Source organism: Klebsiella sp. GW_Kp181 (assembly GCF_040062315.1).
GTDB classification, from domain to species: domain Bacteria; phylum Pseudomonadota; class Gammaproteobacteria; order Enterobacterales; family Enterobacteriaceae; genus Klebsiella; species Klebsiella oxytoca.
The window spans coordinates 15978-35932 of the sequence record NZ_JBEAFR010000004.1 but is presented as its reverse complement, the minus strand read 5'-3'; the positions used below and the strand labels follow the sequence as shown (position 1 = coordinate 35932).

Annotated in this window: 14 protein-coding genes; 7 read left to right on the top strand and 7 right to left on the bottom strand. The window is 56.0% G+C overall.

The features are described from left to right. Positions 1–52: 52 nt before the first annotated feature. Positions 53–1561, bottom strand: coding sequence for a glycerol-3-phosphate dehydrogenase (glpD, locus tag ABLV11_RS04375; RefSeq protein ID WP_023321714.1), 1509 nt, complete (start codon positions 1559–1561; stop codon positions 53–55). Between the two features lie 202 nt (positions 1562–1763). Between glpD and glpE the strand changes: the two genes are divergently transcribed. From glpE to ABLV11_RS04360, 3 genes are read left to right on the top strand one after another with little or no spacing between them, the layout of a single operon-like run. Beyond that, positions 1764–2093 (top strand): thiosulfate sulfurtransferase GlpE, encoded by a 330-nt coding sequence (gene glpE / locus ABLV11_RS04370; protein ID WP_004106481.1) that lies wholly within the window; start codon positions 1764–1766, stop codon positions 2091–2093. 59 nt (positions 2094–2152) lie between these two features. Beyond that, positions 2153–2983 carry a rhomboid family intramembrane serine protease GlpG gene (gene glpG / locus ABLV11_RS04365; protein WP_016810020.1) on the top strand — a complete coding sequence of 277 codons (831 nt, stop codon included), beginning with the start codon at positions 2153–2155 and terminating at the stop codon, positions 2981–2983. 19 nt (positions 2984–3002) lie between these two features. Continuing rightward, complete coding sequence (locus tag ABLV11_RS04360; RefSeq protein WP_004106478.1) at positions 3003–3761, top strand: DeoR/GlpR family transcriptional regulator; 759 nt, start codon at positions 3003–3005, stop codon at positions 3759–3761. On the opposite strand, the gene rtcR is transcribed toward ABLV11_RS04360, so the two are convergent. Then, the gene (rtcR, locus tag ABLV11_RS04355) at positions 3743–5341 is read right to left on the bottom strand and encodes an RNA repair transcriptional activator RtcR (RefSeq protein ID WP_348855194.1); all 1599 of its coding nucleotides are present in this window, start codon (positions 5339–5341) and stop codon (positions 3743–3745) included. The two genes, ABLV11_RS04360 and rtcR, sit on opposite strands and share 19 nt — an antisense overlap. Positions 5342–5661: 320 nt before the next feature. Between rtcR and ABLV11_RS04350 the strand changes: the two genes are divergently transcribed. Further along, positions 5662–6876 (top strand): RtcB family protein, encoded by a 1215-nt coding sequence (locus tag ABLV11_RS04350; RefSeq protein ID WP_004106475.1) that lies wholly within the window; start codon positions 5662–5664, stop codon positions 6874–6876. Positions 6877–6880: 4 nt separating this feature from the next. Further along, complete coding sequence (rtcA, locus tag ABLV11_RS04345) at positions 6881–7900, top strand: RNA 3'-terminal phosphate cyclase (RefSeq protein ID WP_126488109.1); 1020 nt, start codon at positions 6881–6883, stop codon at positions 7898–7900. Between the two features lie 204 nt (positions 7901–8104). On the opposite strand, the gene malT is transcribed toward rtcA, so the two are convergent. After that, the gene (gene malT, locus ABLV11_RS04340; protein WP_016810016.1) at positions 8105–10810 is read right to left on the bottom strand and encodes an HTH-type transcriptional regulator MalT; all 2706 of its coding nucleotides are present in this window, start codon (positions 10808–10810) and stop codon (positions 8105–8107) included. 619 nt (positions 10811–11429) lie between these two features. Here malT and malP point away from each other — a divergent pair. Beyond that, the gene (gene malP / locus ABLV11_RS04335) at positions 11430–13820 is read left to right on the top strand and encodes a maltodextrin phosphorylase (RefSeq protein ID WP_126488114.1); all 2391 of its coding nucleotides are present in this window, start codon (positions 11430–11432) and stop codon (positions 13818–13820) included. Positions 13821–13830: 10 nt separating this feature from the next. Next, positions 13831–15924 carry a 4-alpha-glucanotransferase gene (malQ, locus tag ABLV11_RS04330; RefSeq protein WP_032729092.1) on the top strand — a complete coding sequence of 698 codons (2094 nt, stop codon included), beginning with the start codon at positions 13831–13833 and terminating at the stop codon, positions 15922–15924. A gap of 59 nt (positions 15925–15983) precedes the next feature. Here the strand turns inward: malQ and pckA are convergent, their stop codons facing one another. The 4 genes from pckA to yrfG all read right to left on the bottom strand — a co-directional run bounded on the left by pckA (position 15984) and on the right by yrfG (position 19939). Further along, positions 15984–17606 (bottom strand): phosphoenolpyruvate carboxykinase (ATP), encoded by a 1623-nt coding sequence (pckA, locus tag ABLV11_RS04325; RefSeq protein WP_004106463.1) that lies wholly within the window; start codon positions 17604–17606, stop codon positions 15984–15986. Between the two features lie 348 nt (positions 17607–17954). Beyond that, on the bottom strand, positions 17955–18839 hold the full coding sequence (gene hslO / locus ABLV11_RS04320) for an Hsp33 family molecular chaperone HslO (RefSeq protein ID WP_172598496.1): 885 nt from the start codon (positions 18837–18839) through the stop codon (positions 17955–17957). Between the two features lie 18 nt (positions 18840–18857). After that, positions 18858–19259: a ribosome-associated heat shock protein Hsp15 gene (gene hslR, locus ABLV11_RS04315; protein WP_004115998.1), complete on the bottom strand. Its 402-nt coding sequence runs from the start codon at positions 19257–19259 to the stop codon at positions 18858–18860. Continuing rightward, a complete protein-coding gene (gene yrfG / locus ABLV11_RS04310) occupies positions 19256–19939 on the bottom strand; it encodes a GMP/IMP nucleotidase (protein ID WP_004106458.1) in 684 nt (227 codons plus the stop codon). Before yrfG ends, hslR begins: the two co-directional genes overlap by 4 nt. Positions 19940–19955: the final 16 nt, after the last annotated feature.

Here is a 19955-nt window from a genome sequence, read left to right as displayed (position 1 = left end):
CGGGGTTGCCATAAAAAAACGGGGCCTACGGGCCCCGTTACTATTTACGCTGTTATGACGCCAGCGACAGCTCAGACTTTCCCGCGTGCTGCGCCAGCCATTCGCTAATGCGCGCCTGCTGTTCCTCCGTGAGCCACATGCCCTGCTTGGTCCGCCGCCAGATAGCGTCATCCAGTGAACGAACCCATTCATGTTCAACCAGATAGCGCAGTTCGGCTTCAAAAAACTCATGACCGAAATGTTCGCCCAGATCGTCCAGCGAGGTCGCCTTATCAAGGATCAACTCGCTGTTGCTGCCGTAGGTGCGGGCGTAATGGCGGGCCATCGATTCACTGATAAACGGGAAGCGGCGGCGCAGCTTAGCCGCATAGTCATCACGGTCGCCGCCGATATCGCCGCCGGGCAGCACCGCGGTTTTGGTCCATGCCGGGCCAATGCCTTTGTAGTAAGGCGTCAGTTTCTCCAGCGCGTGTTCGGCCAGCTTACGGTAGGTGGTGAGCTTACCGCCGAAGACCGATAGCAGCGGCGCCTGGCCGTTCTCATCATGAATATCGAGGGTGTAGTCGCGGGTGATCGCCTGCGGTGAATCAGATTCATCATCGCACAGCGGGCGCACGCCCGAGTAGGTCCAGACAATATCGTCCCGGGTGAGTTGTTTTTTAAAGTGAGCGTTATAGACGTTCAGCAGATAGTTAACCTCTTTGTCATCGATCGCCACCGCTTTTGGATCGCCTTTATATTCGACGTCGGTGGTGCCGATGATGGAGAACTCGTCCATCCACGGGATCACAAAGACAATGCGTTTATCTTCATTTTGCAGGATATAGGCCTGCTTCTGCGTATGTACACGCGGTACGACGATATGACTGCCTTTAATCAAGCGGATACCGTACGGAGAACGCAGGTGCATCCCCTCGTCGAAGAACTGTTTGACCCACGGGCCGGTCGCGTTAACCAGACCGCGCGCCTGCCAGGTGAACTTTTCACCGCTATCAATATCTTCCGCTTCGACAATCCACAAACCGTTTTCACGTTTTGCTGAAATGGCGCGGGTGCGCGTGCGCACTTCCCCGCCTTTACGCACAACCATCTGGGCATTGGCCAGCACCATGCGCGCATCGTCGACCCAGCAGTCGGAATATTCGAAACCGCGCACGATTTCAGGTTTAAGTACTGATTCTGTACCAAAACGCAAACCGGTTGATCCAGGCAGGCTGGTGCGCTTACCGAGATGGTCGTACATAAACAGGCCAATGCGGATCATCCACGCCGGACGCAGGTGCGGGCGATGCGGTAAGCGAAAACGCATCGGGAAGGCGATATGCGGGGCCATTTTTAATAACACTTCACGCTCGGCCAGCGCTTCGCTCACCAGGCGGAATTCATAGTGTTCGAGGTAGCGCAGCCCGCCGTGAATCAGCTTTGAGCTGGCGCTGGATGTCGCGCAGGCCAGATCGCGCGCCTCCAGCATCAGCACGGATAAACCACGCCCTGCGGCGTCTGCCGCGATACCGGCACCGTTGATGCCTCCCCCTATCACAATCAGATCTTTGGTTTCCACGCTGCTACCTCTTACACTTTCGTTTAAGCTCACAAATGTTCGATATCGCTCAATATAGCAAACAATCGCGCCATTGGTAACATCAAAAAAACATTTCAGAGTGATGCGTGTAACATATTGGCGTTTATTTCGCGCCAGGCTGTACACTAGGCGCTAAAATCCGGGGCGTTTCGTCGCCTGCCTGTAGAAAAAAAGAGAGCTTATGGATCACTTTGAATGTATTAACGTAGAAGAAGCCCACCAGAAAATGCATCAGCAGACGGCGGTGCTGGTGGATATCCGCGACCCGCAAAGCTTCGCGATGGGCCATACGCCGGGCGCGTTTCATCTGACCAACGATACGCTGGGCGCGTTTATGCGCGACAACGACTTTGATACGGCGGTCATGGTGATGTGCTATCACGGTAATAGCAGCAAGGGCGCTGCGCAATATCTGCTGCAGCAGGGTTACGACAAGGTGTACAGCGTGGACGGCGGGTTTGATGCCTGGCACCGGCATTTTCCGGCGGAAGTCGCGCATGGCGCAGTTTAGGCGTTAGCGCAGGTTGTGGCTATAATATCCCCCTTTGTGTGGAATAAGCGAACCGCTGCATGTTAATGATTACCTCTTTTGCCAACCCGCGCGTGGCCCAGGCGTTTGTCGACTATATGGCGACGCAGGGAATTATTTTGACTATTCAGCAGCATACACAGAGCGATATCTGGCTGGCTGACGAGAGCCAGGCCGCGCGCGTGCAGGCCGAACTGGCCCGATTTCTTGAAAATCCAGCCGATCCGCGCTATCTGGCCGCCAGCTGGCAGTCGGGGCACACCAATAGCGGGCTGCACTACCAGCGATTCCCTTTTTTAGCGACGCTTCGCCACAACGCCGGGCCGGTTACCTGGAGCGTTCTCTTCGCCTGCATCGCCGTCTTTGTCCTGCAATCGGTCATTGGCGATCAACCGGTCATGATGCTGCTGGCCTGGCCCTACGATCCTTCGCTGAAATTTGAAGTCTGGCGCTACTTTAGCCATGCCCTTATGCACTTCTCGCTGATGCATATTCTGTTCAACCTGCTATGGTGGTGGTACCTCGGCGGGGCGGTAGAAAAGCGAATCGGCAGCGGCAAGCTGGTTGTGATTACGGTGATCGCCGCTTTGCTGAGCGGCTTTGTGCAGCATCAGTTCAGCGGCCCGTGGTTTGGCGGACTCTCCGGCGTAGTCTATGCGCTAATGGGCTATGTCTGGCTACGGGGCGAGCGCGATCCGCAGAGCGGCGTTTATTTACAGCGCGGCTTGATACTCTTCTCCTTAGTATGGTTAGTTGCTGGATGGTTTGATGTTTTCGGCATGTCGATTGCGAACGGTGCGCACGTGGCTGGTCTGGTGACCGGGCTGGCGATGGCGTTTGTTGATACGCAGAATGTGCGAAAACGAACGTAGAGATTCCCAGGGATATTTCATGAAACAAACACAACGTCATGACGCGATTATCGAGCTGGTAAAAAAACAGGGATACGTCAGTACCGAAGAACTGGTCGAACAGTTTGCCGTCAGCCCCCAGACCATTCGCCGCGACCTGAATGATTTAGCCGATCAGAAAATGATTCTGCGCCACCACGGCGGCGCTGCGCTGCCTTCCAGTTCGGTGAATACTTCCTGGCACGACAGGAAGTCGACCCAGACCCAGGAAAAAGAGCGCATCGCCCGTAAGGTCGCGAGTGAAATTCCCGATGGCGCGACGCTGTTTATCGATATCGGCACCACGCCGGAAGCGGTGGCCCATGCGTTGCTTAACCATAACGATTTGCGCATCGTCACCAATAATCTCAACGTCGCCAATACGCTTATGGTGAAAGAGGATTTCCGCATCATTCTGGCCGGCGGCGAGCTGCGCAGCCGGGATGGCGGTATTATCGGTGAGGCCACGCTCGACTTTATCTCTCAGTTCCGACTCGATTTTGGCATTCTTGGCATCAGCGGCATCGACAGCGATGGCTCGCTGCTGGAGTTTGACTACCACGAAGTGCGCACCAAACGGGCGATTATTGAAAACTCCCGCCACGTAATGCTGGTGGTTGATCATTCCAAATTCGGCCGCAATGCGATGGTGAATATGGGCAGCATCAGCATGGTTGATGCGGTCTATACCGATGTGATGCCGCCCGCAGGGGTACTGAAGGTGATTACCGATAACAACCTTCAGCTGGAGCTGTGCTGATCCTTTAGCATTTCCCAGCCCAGGCCGAAGCGCGCCAGATACTTGCGCAGCCGGTCCGCGTCGTTGACCATTGCTTTGCCGAGGCGTGAAACGTTAAAGAGCTGGCGTCCGGCATCGGAAATCGTTGTTGCCTGCTGGCATACGGCAATGACGTTTTGTAGATGCAGGCGGTCAAAGAGGTCAAGATTTTCCACCTCCGCCCCCAGTAGCGCGTCGAGCGCTGAGGGGCGGCGATCGTTCCAGCTGTAGCGCAGCCGTTCAATCTCATCCTCCACCGTGCTTACCGTGATGCGACCGTTTTCCGCCAGGGTCGCCATGCGGGTCACGCTGGCGGACAGTTCGCGGAAATTGCTGCTCCACGCCGCCTGGGGCGAGGTGGCGAACGTCAGCCACGCGCGGCGCGCTTCGGTATTAAAGCGCACGCTGTCGCCGGTTAGCGCGGCGTGACGCTCCATTTCATACTCGAGATTGGGTTCGATATCTTCCTGGCGCTGACGCAGACCGGGCAGTTCAAAGGTCCACAAATTAATACGTGCGTAGAGATCTTCGCGGAACTGGCCCTGCGCAACCCGCTGGCGCAAATCGCGCACGGTGCCGGCGATGAGCTGAAAATCGCTGCTGACCTGCTGGTCGCTGCCGAAGGGATAGAAGCGTTTTTCCTCAATGGCCTTCAACAGCATCGCTTGTTCATCTGCTCCCAGTTCGCCAATCTCATCCAGGAAAAGCATTCCGCCGTTAGCGCTGCGCAGCAGGCCAGCCCGTTCTTCCCTTGCGCCGGTAAAAGCGCCTTTGACATGGCCAAACAGCGTCGACATTGCGGTATCACCGCGCAGGGTGGCGCAGTTCACCTCGACGAGCGGACCGTTAAACTGATGGCGCGCCAGCTTTAACTCATAAATGCGGCGGGCAAGAAATGATTTACCTGCGCCGGTGGGGCCGTTCAGCAGAATCGGCGAACGGGAGCGGATAGCGACGCGCTCAATATTCTCGATCGTGCGGTTGAAGCGCGGATTACGGGTCTCGATACCGGATTTCAAAAAGTTAAGCGTCTCTTCCCGTTCCTGGGCGAAGCGGCTGGCGATAGCGTTATAGCGGCTGAGGTCGAGGTCAATGATCGTCACGCCGCCCGGGGTATGGGGCTTGTCTTTCTTCCGCGGCGGGGAGGTTTGCGCCAGTCGCGCCGGGAGATAGCGCGCTTCGGCCAGCAGGAACCAGCAGATCTGCGCCACGTGAGTGCCGGTGGTGATGTGTATCAGATAGTCTTCATCTTCAGGATGGAACCGGTGGCTGCGGGCAAAATCGTGCAGGCAGGCGTAAACCTCCTCGAAATCCCATGGATTGCGGATGGCCATCTCAATGCCGACGACCTCCGTTTCCGGCGATACGCTGGCGATATCCTGCTTTAAGGTCTCAAACAAGCCGCGCGAACGGGCGTCGTAAAGCAGCTCAAGGCGATGAACAACCAGTGTTTCCTGCTGACACAGGCATAAGGTTGGCCGCCATTTCTCCCAGCGCTGGCTGCCGCGGCCAACATAATCCAGTACCGTACCGACAAAACCAAAGGCTACCGTTTTACGCATCTTAGATTTCCTTATAAAAGACGATATTTAATTATCGTACTTTCGCTTCCCGCACGCAGTGTCTTTTTGAATGAAGTGCGGGTGAAAATAAATAACCCATAAAAATCAAACAAATAATTTTATTTTTATAATCTGGCACGCAGGTTGCAAAGACACTGTCATGGAGAATAACGGAACCAGGAAATCAGATGGCTAATCTACTTCAGTTCCGTTCCGCCGTTATAACGCGCCGGCAAGTTCTCATGATGCGGCTCCGGTTAAGCCGGCGTTAAGATGCTTCACAACTTGTCGCCGCCCTATTAATAAAATGAGAAAAGACAATGAATTATGAATTGATGGCCACCCAGAACGCCCCGGTGAAAATGTGGACTAAGGGCGTACCCGTGGAAGACGAAGCGCGCCAGCAGTTGATTAACACGGCAAAGATGCCGTTTATTTTCAACCATGTTGCCGTTATGCCCGATGTGCACCTTGGTAAAGGATCGACAATCGGAAGCGTGATCCCCACTCTCGGTGCGATTATTCCGGCTGCGGTTGGCGTGGATATCGGCTGCGGAATGAATGCGCTGCGCACCAGCTTAACGGCGGCGGATCTTCCAGATAACCTTGCTGAATTGCGTAGTGCGATTGAAGCCGCCGTGCCGCACGGACGGACGACCGGGCGGGGCCGTCGTGACGCGGGGGCATGGGAAAATCCACCGGCTAACGTTGACGCGCACTGGTCAACGCTGCATGCGGAGTTTCAATGGCTAACCAGTAAATATCCGCGCTTCCTTAACACCAATAACTACAAGCACCTGGGAACGCTGGGAACCGGTAACCACTTTATTGAAATTTGCCTCGATGAGGCGCAGCAGGTTTGGGTGATGTTGCACTCCGGTTCACGCGGAATTGGTAACGCCATAGGCACCTATTTTATTGAAATGGCGCAAAAAGATATGGAGCAGCATATTGCGAACTTGCCCTCGCGCGATCTGGCTTATTTCTCTGAAGGCAGCGAGCATTTCGTGGATTACGTTCGGGCGGTGAGCTGGGCCCAGGATTATGCGCGCGCCAACCGTGAAGCGATGCTGGAAAACGTGCTGCTGGCGCTGCGTAAAACCATCGACAAGCCCTTTACGCTGGTGAGCGAGGCGATTAACTGCCACCATAACTATGTGCAAAAAGAGCAGCATTTTGGGGAGGAGATTTACGTTACCCGTAAGGGGGCGGTATCCGCCCGGCGCGGTCAGTACGGGATTATTCCGGGATCGATGGGCGCGAAAAGCTTTATTGTTCGCGGACTCGGTAACCCGGAGTCGTTCTGTTCATGCAGCCACGGCGCCGGACGCGTGATGAGCCGTACCAAAGCGAAAAAGCTGTTTAGCGTAGAGGATCAGATTCGCGCCACCGCGCATGTAGAATGCCGTAAAGATGCAAACGTCATCGACGAGATCCCGATGGCCTATAAGGACATTGACGCGGTGATGGCCGCGCAGTCCGATCTGGTGGAAATTGTGCATACCCTGCGTCAGGTGGTATGCGTGAAAGGATAATGTAATGAAAAGGATGATTACGCTGGACGGCGCGCAGGGAGAAGGCGGCGGGCAGATTTTGCGCTCGGCGCTGAGCCTGTCGATGATAACCGGCCAGCCGTTTGAGATTATCGGCATCCGCGCCGGTCGCGCTAAACCGGGCCTGCTGCGCCAGCATCTCACGGCGGTACGGGCGGCGGCCGAGATCTGTAGCGCTCAGCTGAGCGGCGATGAGCTGGGCTCGCAGCGGCTGCGTTTTGTCCCTGGGCCGATTCGCGGCGGAGCGTATAAATTTGCCATCGGCAGCGCGGGTAGCTGCATGCTGGTGCTGCAAACGGTGTTACCGGCGCTCTGGTTTGCCGATAGCCCGGCCCGCATCGAAGTCAGCGGCGGCACGCATAATCAGGCGGCCCCGAGCGCGGATTTCATTTGCCGCGTCTGGGAGCCGCTGCTGGCGAAGATGGGTATAAACCAGCGTACGGCTTTGATCAAGCATGGCTTCTATCCGGCCGGGGGCGGCGCCGCGCTAACGGAAGTGGCGCCGAGTGCGTCACTCAGCGGGCTACAGCTGCTTTCGCGTGGTGAAACGAATTGCCTCACCGCAGAAGCGCTGCTGGCGGCGGTTCCTTACCACGTTGGCGAGCGCGAAGTGATAGCGCTGGAGGCCTGGCTGCCGCTGGCAGATAAAAAAATTCGCGTGCTGGAGGGCGGCGCCGGGCCGGGAAATACGCTGTCGCTGACCGTGGAGTGCGAACATCTTACGGAGCTGTTTATGGCTTTTGGCTCCAAAGGCGTGAGTGCTGAAAAGGTTGCGCACCAGCTTGCTTCGCAGGCCAAACGCTATCTGGCAAGCAAAGCGGCTGTGGGGGAATATCTGGCCGACCAGCTGATATTACCGCTGGCGCTGGCGGGCGAAGGTGCGTTTACCGTCGCGGAAGTATCGGCGCATTTGCTGACCAATATCGCGGTGGTTGAGCGGTTTCTGCCGATCCGATTTACCTGTGAACCGAGTGATATTGGCTATCTTATTCAGGTTCGCGATTAAACTTTGCGGTATCGCCGGAAACGTAAAGTGGTGATTCTCTTCTGTCTCGGGAAAAGGCCGGAATGAGGGCTGTTTTGCGCATGTTCTTCCCCTGACCCTCTCCCCGAAGGGGCGAGGGGATCGTTTCGCTGGCTTTTTTAATGACATAACAATGCGTTAGCGTTTTAGGTAAAACAGAATAGTTTTCCACAGATCGCGCAGGAATTAGACTCCATATCCCATCATTTTAAGCAACTGCTGGGCATGCTGAACGGCATCCTGGCGGTGCGCGACGCCCAGCTTTTGATACAAATTGCGAATATGCGTTTTAATCGTGGTGGCGGCAACGTCCAGCTCGCCGGCAATCTGCTCATTGCTGTAGCCGGAATAGATAAGTCCCAGTACCTGCCATTCGCGCTGGGTTAGCGGGCTGGTGCGGATGAGCTCTGGCACTTCCGGGTGGTTCAGCAGCCGCTCGACGAAGCTCTCGTCAAAGTGGGCGAATTTGTGGCGATGATGCTGGTTAATATCGCGCAGAATACGCTGGGCGCGGTGCTGCTCGAGCTCCGGCAGGGTATTGAGCTGAATCAGCTGGCGCAGCTGCTGCGCCATCGCTTCACCTTCAATGACAAAATGATTGATAAACCCGGTGCGGTTGGCGAGGGTGAGCGCTTCCAGTAGCGCTTTCTGCGCTTCGCTTTTACGCCCGGCCTGCCAGTAGAGCTGGTTGAGCAGCAGCAGGTTGCGGTTGAGATCGCTCATCAGACGCAGCGAGCGGGCGTTATCGTTTAGCTCTTCCAGCACCATTTCAGCGGAATCAAAATCACCGAGCAGGATCTGCGCGCGGGCGATATTGCGCCACTGGCTCTGCAGGAAGTGGTTGTTAGCGAATTCCGGTTTGGGCGTCTGACGCAGCCAGTTTGCCGCGGCGGCTTTATCGCCGACCATCTGCCAGTAGATCACCCGGACTTTATCGGCATTGGATACCCAGTCGCTATGGTAATGACCGTTGCCAAGCAGATTCTCCAGGCGATTCAGATGGCTGCGGGCGTTATCCAGATCGCCGCGCGCCAGCGAGCACTGCACCATCAGCGTCAGGCACTGCAGCTGTTGCTGCGGTTGGTAGGACGAAAGCACGTTCATACCGTTGCGCGCGGAGGTTTCCGCTTCATCCAGCCGCGCCCATGCCCACAGCAGCTGGGAGCGAATACGCAGCAAAAACTCATGCATCGGCAACTGCTCCAGATGCTGTTCGCGAATGAGCTGGAACGCTTTTTCCTGAATTTCCCAGGCGGCCTGCAGGAAACCCTGCGCAAACAGGATTTCGCTTTGCTGAATCATGCTCCATAGCGCGTAGTGCCAGACGTCATGGCGGCGGGCCATCTGTTCCGTCTGCTGCATGACCGCCAGCGATTTACTCAGCTGGCCTTTGCAGTGCAGCACTTCGCCGTGTACCGAGGTCGCCACGATTCGGCTGTAGTAGCTGGCCAGCGGCAGCTCATCAAGTGCCACCATCGCCAGGCGCTCGGCTTCGTCCTGATCGCCGGCGTTGATCGCCACCTGGGCACGCAGGGCGTTGAAATCGCCGTGCATGGCGGTGTCCATTTCCGTATCCATCTCCTGCTCGGCGCGGGCCAGCAGGGTATTCACTTCGCTATAGCGGTGCTGGCTCTGCATCAGCCAGGCCTGCAGGAGAATTAACCGCGGATTTTCCAGCAGGTTTGACCACGGTAGCGCGGCGAGAGACTGTTCCAGCAAGCTCAGCTCGCTATGGTTAAACATGCCCCATGCGTGATTGAGCAGAATATCGCGCAGCATTTTAGCGTCGCCCGCCGCCAGGGCGTGATGGATAGCCTCGGTCGGGAAGCCCTGCGCCATCCAGCTCTCGGCCGCCGCGCGGTGAATTTCCGGCAGCTCGACCGCCAGCTCCCACTGACAGCGCTGGCGCAGAAAATTACCAAACAGCGGATGATAACGGAACCATTCGCCGGAATCGTCCATCCGTTGCAGGAATAGCCCCTGGCGTTCAATCTCCTCCAGCTGCATCTGGCCATTCTCTTCGCCGGTGACGCGGACGATGAGCGCATCGTTCATTGAGCGCAGCAGCGAGCTTTTCAGCAGGAAATTACGCGTTCGCGGATCGACGTTATCCAGCACCTCATCGACCAGATAGTCAGAAAGATGGCTGGCATTAATACCGGCAAGACGACGGGCGGAGTGTTGCGCGGAAGTGTTGTTCTGGCGCGCCGAGAGGGCAATCAGCTGCAGCGCGGTGGCCCAGCCGGCAACATCGTCGCACAGCCTTTTGCTGTCGTCGGCCTCAATAGGCGAACTGAGACGACAATCGAAAAACTGCTTGGCCTCCTGATGGGTAAAAGCGAGCTGCTGGCTGCCGATTTCCAGCAGCTGATCGCGTACGCGCAGGTTGGCGATACCCAACTGCGGCAGATTACGCGACAGCACCACCAGAGTCATATTTTCCGGCTGGTGGCGGAGGAAGAAGCGCATTGCATCATGAATAACCGGGTTGGTGATTAGATGGTAATCATCAATCACCAGGAATAGCGGGCGCTGCCAGTCGGCCAGTTCGATAAACAGTTGAGCGAAGAGGGAAGGCAGGCTGGCGTACTGGCGCTTTTGCACCATGGCCTCGCTGGCTGCACAGTGGCCGCCGGTCGCCTGCTGAACGGCGGCGATGAGATAGCTGGCAAAACGCTCCTGTTGGTTATCACCTTCATCCAGCGAGAACCAGCCAAGGTCATTTTTCCCCGCCGCCCATTGAGAAACGAGCGTGGTTTTACCGTATCCAGCCGGGCTGGTCACCAACGCGAGACGATAATTGTTCGCGCCGGAAAGTTTCGCCAGTAATCGCTCACGAACCACAGTGTGTTCAAGGCGGACCGGACGACTTAATTTAGACGGAATCAACATAGTTCTTCATTTCGCTGTGCAAGGGAGGGATTGCGAATTTTTTTGCGCTTCGTAATTAATACCCAATAAGGTCGGCCATAATGAATTTTATTGCAAGTTATGTCCGAGTTTTATGCTCTTGAATTTGCTCTATGTCACAAATTTTGACATCGAGTGAAATTGATATAAAGGAGGGCAGCGTACGCGGTTTCTGGGCTTGCGGGAAATTCAGGCACGACAGGCTAATCTTTTTTTACAATCTAAGTAGTTGTTTGTTTTTATTAAAATATTATCAGCTTATTCTTATAAGTCATCTTTTTGAGTTATTTCTGCATTAAAGTCCGTTTATTCTTCGAATATTTACTTTTATTTCGCCATATTTACAAAACGGCATTTTATGGCCTTTTTATCATCCAGGCTTGTAACAAAGTTTTGTTCGCCAGGAGGGGCAGATTGCGGGTTCCGCAGCGGCGAATTTTGCAGCATAATTTTGCCGGTAAGCTAACGTAATAGTGGCCACGATCACACTTTTCGCTCATCCCTGCTACTCCTCCCCGGCTAATCCCTGGCGGGATGAGGACGTGACTCCGGGAGGTCGGCACACTAACGCTAACGTTTTAGTAAAGGACCCGGATTTCTTATGTCACAGACTTCTTTTAACAAAGCTCAGTTTCAGGCTGCACTGACGCGTCAGTGGCAGCATTTTGGTTTACAGTCCGCTTCCGAGATGACCCAGCGTCAATGGTGGCGCGCCGTAAGCGGTGCGCTGTCCGAGCTGTTGTCGGCTCAGCCGGTAGCGAAAGCGGCCGCAGGGCAGCGTCACGTAAACTACATCTCAATGGAGTTTTTAATTGGTCGCCTGACCGGCAACAATTTGCTCAACCTTGGCTGGTATCAGCAGGTCAGCGATGAGCTACAGGCGCATGACGTTAATCTGACCGACCTGCTGGAAGAGGAAATCGACCCGGGCCTGGGCAACGGTGGCCTCGGCCGTCTGGCGGCATGTTTCCTGGATTCAATGGCAACCGTGGGTCAGTCGGCCACCGGCTACGGCCTGAACTATCAGTACGGTCTGTTCCGCCAGTCTTTCGCTGACGGGCAGCAGATGGAAGCGCCGGATGACTGGGGACGTAGCAACTACCCGTGGTTCCGCCACAATGAAGCGCTGGACGTACAGGTGGGCCTCGGCGGTAAAGTGACTAAAAATGGTGAGTGGGTTCCGGCATTTGTGATTACCGGCGAAGCCTGGGATCTGCCGGTGCTGGGCTACCGCAACAACGTGGCTCAGCCGCTGCGTCTGTGGCAGGCTAAGCACGCGCATCCGTTTAACCTGACTAAATTCAACGACGGCGATTTCCTGCGTGCCGAACAGCAGGGCATTGACGCCGAAAAACTGACGAAAGTCCTCTACCCGAACGATAACCATCAGGCGGGTAAAAAACTGCGTCTGATGCAGCAGTACTTCCAGTGCGCCTGCTCGGTTGCCGATATTCTGCGTCGCCATCATCTGGCAGGTCGCAAGCTGGCAGAGCTGGCGGATTATGAAGTTATTCAGCTGAACGATACTCACCCGACGATTGCGATTCCGGAGCTGCTGCGCGTGCTGATTGACGAGCACCAGCTGAGCTGGGACGACGCCTGGGCGATTACCAGCAAAACTTTTGCTTACACCAACCACACCCTGATGCCGGAAGCGCTGGAGTGCTGGGATGAGAAGCTGGTAAAAGCGCTGCTGCCGCGCCACATGCAGATCATCAAACAGATTAACGACCGCTTTAAAACGCTGGTGGATAAAACCTGGCCGGGCGACAAGCAGGTTTGGGCGAAGCTGGCGGTGGTGCACGACAAACAGGTTCGTATGGCGAACATGTGCGTGGTCAGCGGCTTTGCGGTTAACGGCGTTGCCGCGCTGCACTCCGATCTGGTGGTGAAAGATCTGTTCCCGGAATATCACCAGCTGTGGCCGAACAAATTCCATAACGTCACCAACGGCATTACCCCGCGTCGTTGGATCAAGCAGTGTAACCCGGCGCTGGCCGCGCTGCTGGATAAAACGCTGAAGAAAGAGTGGGCCAACGATCTCGACCAGCTGATCAACCTCCAAAAATATGCTGATGACGCGACGTTCCGTCAGACGTATCGTGAGATTAAGCTGGCCAACAAGGTTCGTCTGGCGGAGTTTGTGAAGCGGCGTACCGGTATCGAAATTAATCCGCAGGCGATTTTCGATATTCAGATTAAGCGTCTGCACGAATATAAACGCCAGCACCTCAACCTGCTGAATATCCTCGCGCAGTACAAAGAAATCCGCGAGAACCCGCAGGCCGACCGCGTACCGCGCGTGTTCCTGTTCGGTGCGAAAGCGGCTCCGGGCTACTACCTGGCGAAGAATATTATCTGGGCGATCAACAAAGTTGCCGCAGCGATCAATAACGATCCGCTGGTAGGCGATAAGCTGAAAGTCGTATTCCTGCCGGACTACTGCGTCTCGGCGGCGGAAATGCTGATCCCGGCGGCGGATGTCTCTGAGCAGATCTCTACGGCGGGCAAAGAGGCCTCCGGTACCGGCAATATGAAGCTGGCGCTGAACGGCGCGCTGACCGTGGGAACCCTCGACGGCGCCAACGTTGAAATTGCTGAGCAGGTGGGCGAAGAGAACATCTTCATCTTCGGTCATACTGTGGAAGAAGTGAAAGCGCTGAAGGCCAAAGGTTACGACCCGCTGAAGTGGCGGAAGAAAGATAAGCTGCTGGATGCAGTGCTGAAAGAGCTGGAGAGCGGTAAATATAGCGATGGTGATAAGCATGCCTTCGACCAGATGTTGCACAGTCTGCTGAAAGGCGGCGACCCGTACCTGGTGCTGGCGGATTTTGAAGCCTACGTGGCGGCGCAGAAGCAGGTTGATGAGCTGTATCGCGACCAGGAAGCCTGGACGCGCGCAACGATTCTGAACACCGCGCGCTGCGGCATGTTCAGCTCCGACCGTTCGATTCGCGATTATCAGCAACGTATCTGGCAGGCAAAACGCTAAGGACAGGCCTATGGAGAGTAAACGCCTTGATAACGCTGCCCTGGCGGCGGGGATAAGCCCAAGCTACATCAATGCTCACGGTAAGCCGCAGTCTATTGCTGCGGCGACCAAGCAGCGGCTGCTTGATGCGATGCATCGTACAGCGACTGCCGTGAAGGCGACGGTTGATCCGCTGCCTGCGGTGCAGGTGTTCACCTATGGCAAAAAGATGTCTCTGCCGGTGGCGGGCCAGGGGGAGTTTCACTGGATCCTCACCACCGAAGAAGGGAAACAGTATCAGGGCCAGGCGCGCGGCGGAGAAACCCTGCCGCTGCCGGCAAAATTGCCGGAAGGGTATCACACGCTGACGCTGACTCAGGACGGCGAGCGCAGCCACTGTCGGGTTATCGTCGCGCCCGCGCGCTGCTATGAACCGCAGGCGCTGAAGGATGGTAAGAAGCTGTGGGGAACCTGCGTGCAGCTGTATACGCTGCGCTCGGAGAAGAACTGGGGAATTGGCGACTTCGGCGATTTGCGCGCTATGCTGCCGGAAATCGCTCGCCGCGGCGGCGCGTTTATTGGGCTTAACCCGATTCACGCGCTCTACCCGGCTAACCCGGAGAGCGCCAGCCCGTACAGTCCCTCTTCACGCCGTTGGCTCAACGTTATCTATATCGACGTCAACGCGGTGGACGATTTCCGTCACAGCAAAGAGGCGCAAAAATGGTGGCAATCATCGGCCACGCAGCAAGCCTTACAGGCCGCGCGCCAGACCGATGACGTTGACTATACTGCCGTGACCGCTCTTAAGCTCACTGCGCTGCGCATGGCCTGGAAAGGTTTTTCCGCGCGCAATGATGAGACGACGGCGGAGTTCCGTCAGTTTGTGACCCGTGAGGGCGAAAGTCTGTACTGGCAGGCGGCGTATGACGCGCTGCACGCCTGGCAGGTTAAGCAGGATCCGATGCGCTGGGGCTGGCCCGCGTGGCCGAAGGCTTACCAGGATACCGATAGCCCGGAGGTTAAAGCATTCTGTACCGAGCATGCCGACGAGGTGAATTTTTACCTGTGGCTGCAATGGCTCGCTTACACCCAGTTCGCCGAGTGCTGGCATACCAGCCAGAACGATGCCATGCCGATCGGCCTGTATCGCGATCTGGCGGTCGGCGTTGCGGAAGGCGGAGCGGAAACCTGGTGCGATCGCGAGCTGTACTGTCTGAAAGCCTCCGTCGGGGCGCCGCCGGACATTCTGGGTCCGCTGGGACAGAACTGGGGCCTGCCGCCGATGGACCCGCATATCATGGTGGCGCGCGCCTATGAGCCATTTGTCGAGCTGTTGCGCGCTAATATGCAAAACTGCGGGGCGCTGCGCATCGATCACGTGATGTCGGTGCTGCGTCTGTGGTGGATCCCTTACGGTGAGACGGCCGATCACGGTGCTTACGTTCAGTATCCGGTAGACGATCTGTTGTCGATTCTGGCGCTGGAGAGTAAGCGTCACCGCTGTATGGTGATCGGCGAGGATCTGGGAACCGTACCGGTTGAGATCGTCGGTAAGCTGCGAAAAAGCGGCGTTTACTCTTACAAAGTGCTCTATTTCGAAAATGACCACGAGAAGACTTTCCGTGCGCCGAAGGCGTATCCGGAGCAATCAATGGCTGTGGCAACGACGCATGACCTGCCAACGCTGCGCGGCTACTGGGAAAGCGGCGACCTGACGCTGGGGAAATCGCTTGGCCTGTATCCGGATGAGGTGGTGCTGCGCGGACTTTATCAGGATCGCGAGCTGGCGAAGCAGGGGCTGCTGGATGCTCTGCACCGCTACGGCTGTCTGCCGAAGCGTACCGGGCATAAAGCGTCGCTGATGGCGATGACCTCAACCCTGAATCGCGGTATGCAGCGCTATATTGCCGACAGCAACAGCGCGCTGCTGGGCCTGCAGCCGGAAGATTGGCTGGAGATGGCCGAGCCGGTCAATATTCCGGGCACCAGCACGGAGTATCCAAACTGGCGTCGCAAGCTCTCCACCACGCTCGAGGCGATGTTTGCCGATGAGCAGGTGAATAAGCTGATTAAGGATCTGGATAAGCGGCGTAAGTCGGCAAGTAAGAAGAAACCCGCCTGACGGGGAGCGTTAAAAAAGCCGGGAAGTGATTCCCGGCTTTGTATTTTCTGCTGAACCGATTACAGTTTTGGCCCTGCGGCCACCAGCGCAGCGCCCGCTGGCGTATCGGTGTACTTCTCGAAGTTCTCGATAAACAGTTTCGCCAGCTGCTCCGCTTTTTCCTGCCACTGCTCCGGCGATCCGTAGGTGTTGCGCGGATCGAGGATATGAGTATCCACGCCCGGAAGCTCGGTCGGGATCTGCAGCTCAAACATCGGTAGCGTGAAGGTTTCGGCATTGTCCAGCGAACCGTCAAGGATCGCATCGATAATGGCGCGGGTATCTTTGATCGAGATACGTTTGCCGGTGCCGTTCCAGCCGGTGTTGACCAGATAGGCCTGCGCGCCGGAGGCCTGCATGCGTTTTACCAGCACTTCAGCGTATTGCGTCGGGTGCAGCGAAAGGAACGCGGCGCCGAAGCAGGCGGAGAAGGTTGGCGTCGGCTCCGTGACGCCGCGCTCGGTACCGGCCAGCTTGGCGGTAAAGCCAGACAGGAAGTGGTACTGGGTCTGGTCGGCGGTCAGGCGAGAAACCGGAGGTAGAACGCCAAACGCGTCGGCGGTCAGGAAGATAACCTTAGTGGCATGACCCGCTTTGGATATCGGCTTAACGATGTTTTCGATATGGTAGATCGGATAGGAGACGCGGGTATTTTCGGTCTTCGAACCGTCGTTAAAGTCGATGGTGCCGTCGGCCAGTACGACCACGTTCTCCAGCAAAGCATCGCGGCGAATCGCATGATAGATATCCGGTTCTGCGGCTTCTGAAAGCTTAATCGTCTTAGCGTAGCAGCCGCCTTCGAAGTTAAATACCCCGTCGTCGTCCCAACCGTGTTCATCATCGCCAATCAGGCGGCGTTTCGGGTCGGTGGAAAGGGTGGTTTTGCCAGTACCGGAAAGCCCGAAGAAGATAGCGACATCCTCTTTTTCCCCGACGTTGGCGGAGCAGTGCATGGAAGCGATGCCCTTCAGCGGCAGCAGGTAGTTCATGATCGAGAACATCCCTTTTTTCATTTCGCCGCCGTACCAGGTACCGCCGATCAGCTGGATGCGCTCGGTCAGGTTAAAGGCGACGAAGTTTTCGGAGTTCAGACCCTGCTCTTTCCACTGCGGGTTGGTGCATTTGGCGCCGTTCATCACGATGAAATCCGGCTCAAAGTTTGCCAGTTCTTCATCGCTCGGGCGAATAAACATGTTCTTCACGAAATGCGCCTGCCAGGCGACTTCGGTAATAAAGCGGACGCTCAGGCGCGTGTCGGCGTTAGCGCCGCAGAAGGCGTCAACGATGAAGAGACGTTTGCCGGAGAGCTGGCGGGTGACCAGTCCTTTCAGGTGCTGCCACGTTTCCTCTGACAGCGGTTTATTGTCGTTCTTACCTTTGCCTTTATCAGCCCACCACACCGTATCGCGGGTGGTGTCGTCACGAACGATATACTTATCTTTTGGAGAACGGCCGGTAAAAATACCGGTATCTACGGCGATTGCACCAAGATTTGTTAATACGCCACGTTCATAACCTTCCAGATTGGGGGCGAGCTCTTCTTGATACAAAGTATCGTAGCTGGGGTTATGGACGATATCCTGGACGTCATTGATACCATAAGCCTTGAGATCCTGCGGGGTTAAACCATTATTAACGCGCATGTCACTGCTCCTTAGCCAATATGTACTGCTTTAAATTGTAGGGGTTATTACGGGGTATAGACCGCGACCAGGCTCATAGATTTACGTATCTCGACAAACGACGGACTTACGAAAAACGTTGTGACTCCTGTCACGAGGCATAGGGGATTATCTCAGGAATTGATGCGTCGGTGGGGGTAGATGTTTCTTAATGGTTAAAAAGTAATTAAAAAAACTGTTGAAATGTGAATGTAATCGCTTACCTGAAAGAAAATTACGTAACTCTTTCATGGGGAATCGATTCATCACGCGGATGAAAAAGGTTGACGTCAGGAACGAGAGGGGAGCTCGCTCCTGACGAAATGAGGATTAGTGGAGCTGCGGGTCGGCCGGAGAGGCGTTGTTGCGGATCTCGGCAATATCCATTGCATTAAAGATGTAATGATTTCCGCAGTAGTCGCAGTGCATATCGATCTCACCCTCATCGGCGAGGATGCTATCAATCTCCTCATCGGGCAGCGTTTTCAGCGCGCCGGCGCAGCGTTCGCGAGAGCAGGTGCACTTAAACTCGACGTTCTGCGGTTCGTAAACGGTGACTTCCTCTTCGTGATACAAACGCCAGAGCACATCGTTCGCTGGCAGGGTAAACAGCTCTTCAGCTTTGATGGTTTCGGTCAGCGTGCTCAGATGTTCAAAATCAGCCGCCTGCGCATCTTGCGCCGGCAGAACCTGCAGCAGCATGCCGCCGGCCATCGGTTTGCCTTCGTGCTCGCCGCTGCGGATGATCAGCCGGGTCGGCAGCTGTTCGGAACGCTGGAAGTAATCTTCCAGGCAGGCTGCCAGGGTGTCTCCCTCAAGGCCGACCACGCCCTGATAGCGCTCGCCCTCTTCCGGAGAGATGGTGATGACCAGATATCCGTTACCGACCATAGTTTTCAGATCCGCTCCATCCGGGATCTCGCCCTGGACGCGGGCTACGCCGCGCATCTGCTGCTGGTTGTTGCCGTTGATCACCGCCAGCGACAGCGGGCCATCGCCCTGCAGCTGAACGGTGATATCGCCAGCGAATTTCAGCGTCGCGGTCAGCAGGCTGGTGGCGACCAGCAGTTCCGCGAGCACGGTTTTCACCGGCTGCGGATAGCTATGGTTAGCCAGGATCTGTTCTAACGTTTCAGAAACTGTCACCAGCTCACCACGTACGGCATAGTTTTCAAACAGATAGCGGTGTAATTGATCGTGTTGAGTCATAATCATCTCTCTTGCGGGCCACAGTTATTCACTATCGCCGTGTTTAAATCTCATCAGGTCGCGGCGCTCTTTCTTATCCGGACGCCTGTCGGGATGCGGCATGGTTAGCGCGTTCATTTTTCGCGCCAGCGCCATTTTCTCGCGTTTCTCGATGCTCTCTGCCGTCTCTTCATAGAGCGCGACGGCTTCGCTGGCAGGTCTGCGCTGTTCGGTAATGCCTTTTACCACGATAGTGCGTTCATCATTGCCCTGGCGGATCGTCAGGGTGGCGTTGAGTTCGACCACTTTTCCCGGCTTACTACGCTGTCCGTTGTAGTGTACCTTGCCGCCTTCAATCATCTCGCGCGCCAGCGCTCGGGTTTTATAAATGCGGGCTGCCCACAGCCATTTGTCCAGCCTGACGGCTACGACGGGTTTTTCTTTCATGGCCTCTCCTGTAGGGTCAGCGAGGGGATCAGATGCCGGTAGTCATTCAATCCGGGATGACGAACGTAGCTTTTTTCCGCCAGTCCGGAATCTGGGTTGGTGATGCCCAGGCAATAGCGGATGCCAAACTCCGCCGCCGCGTCCAGAATCGCCTCGTTATCGTCGACGAAGAGCGTATTACGCGCGTCGAAGCCGGTCTCTTCAGCCACAGCGTGCCACAGACGCTGATCTTCTTTCGGATAACCAAATGTGTGGGTGGAAAGCAATAAATCAAGGTGCGCATCCAGCCCGGTATGTTTTAGCTTCACCGCCAGATTGTGCGGATGCGCGTTAGTCAGCAAAATCCGGCGCTTACCGCTGGTTTTAAGCGCCTCAAGGAACGGCACGGTATCATCACGTAGCGTCGCCCTTGGCCCCTGCTCGCTGGTCATCGCACAAATATCCAAACCCAGGCGCTCGCTCCAGTAGTCCAGGCAGTACCAGTTTAGCGTATGTTGCACCGCATGATATTCCTGGCGCATCGCGTCTCTGGCTTCCTGCAGGTTGAGCCCGCGCGCGGCGCCCCAGGTTTCGGGAACCAGTTTTTGCCAGAAGTAGTTGTCGAAAGCGAGGTCGAGCAGCGTGCCGTCCATATCCAGCAGAACGGTATCAACCTCCTGCCAGGCGATATCAAAATGCATGGTAAGTCTCCAGCGA

What these genes read in the sequence shown, in the direction of transcription:
- glpE (WP_004106481.1), top strand. Translation starts at nt 1,764, where the DNA reads ATGGATCACTTTGAATGTATTAACGTAGAAGAAGCCCACCAGAAAATG.
- glpG (WP_016810020.1), top strand. Translation starts at nt 2,153, where the DNA reads ATGTTAATGATTACCTCTTTTGCCAACCCGCGCGTGGCCCAGGCGTTT.
- ABLV11_RS04360 (WP_004106478.1), top strand. Translation starts at nt 3,003, where the DNA reads ATGAAACAAACACAACGTCATGACGCGATTATCGAGCTGGTAAAAAAA.
- rtcR (WP_348855194.1), bottom strand. Translation starts at nt 5,341, where the DNA reads ATGCGTAAAACGGTAGCCTTTGGTTTTGTCGGTACGGTACTGGATTAT.
- ABLV11_RS04350 (WP_004106475.1), top strand. Translation starts at nt 5,662, where the DNA reads ATGAATTATGAATTGATGGCCACCCAGAACGCCCCGGTGAAAATGTGG.
- rtcA (WP_126488109.1), top strand. Translation starts at nt 6,881, where the DNA reads ATGAAAAGGATGATTACGCTGGACGGCGCGCAGGGAGAAGGCGGCGGG.
- malT (WP_016810016.1), bottom strand. Translation starts at nt 10,810, where the DNA reads ATGTTGATTCCGTCTAAATTAAGTCGTCCGGTCCGCCTTGAACACACT.
- malP (WP_126488114.1), top strand. Translation starts at nt 11,430, where the DNA reads ATGTCACAGACTTCTTTTAACAAAGCTCAGTTTCAGGCTGCACTGACG.
- malQ (WP_032729092.1), top strand. Translation starts at nt 13,831, where the DNA reads ATGGAGAGTAAACGCCTTGATAACGCTGCCCTGGCGGCGGGGATAAGC.
- pckA (WP_004106463.1), bottom strand. Translation starts at nt 17,606, where the DNA reads ATGCGCGTTAATAATGGTTTAACCCCGCAGGATCTCAAGGCTTATGGT.
- hslO (WP_172598496.1), bottom strand. Translation starts at nt 18,839, where the DNA reads ATGATTATGACTCAACACGATCAATTACACCGCTATCTGTTTGAAAAC.
- hslR (WP_004115998.1), bottom strand. Translation starts at nt 19,259, where the DNA reads ATGAAAGAAAAACCCGTCGTAGCCGTCAGGCTGGACAAATGGCTGTGG.
- yrfG (WP_004106458.1), bottom strand. Translation starts at nt 19,939, where the DNA reads ATGCATTTTGATATCGCCTGGCAGGAGGTTGATACCGTTCTGCTGGAT.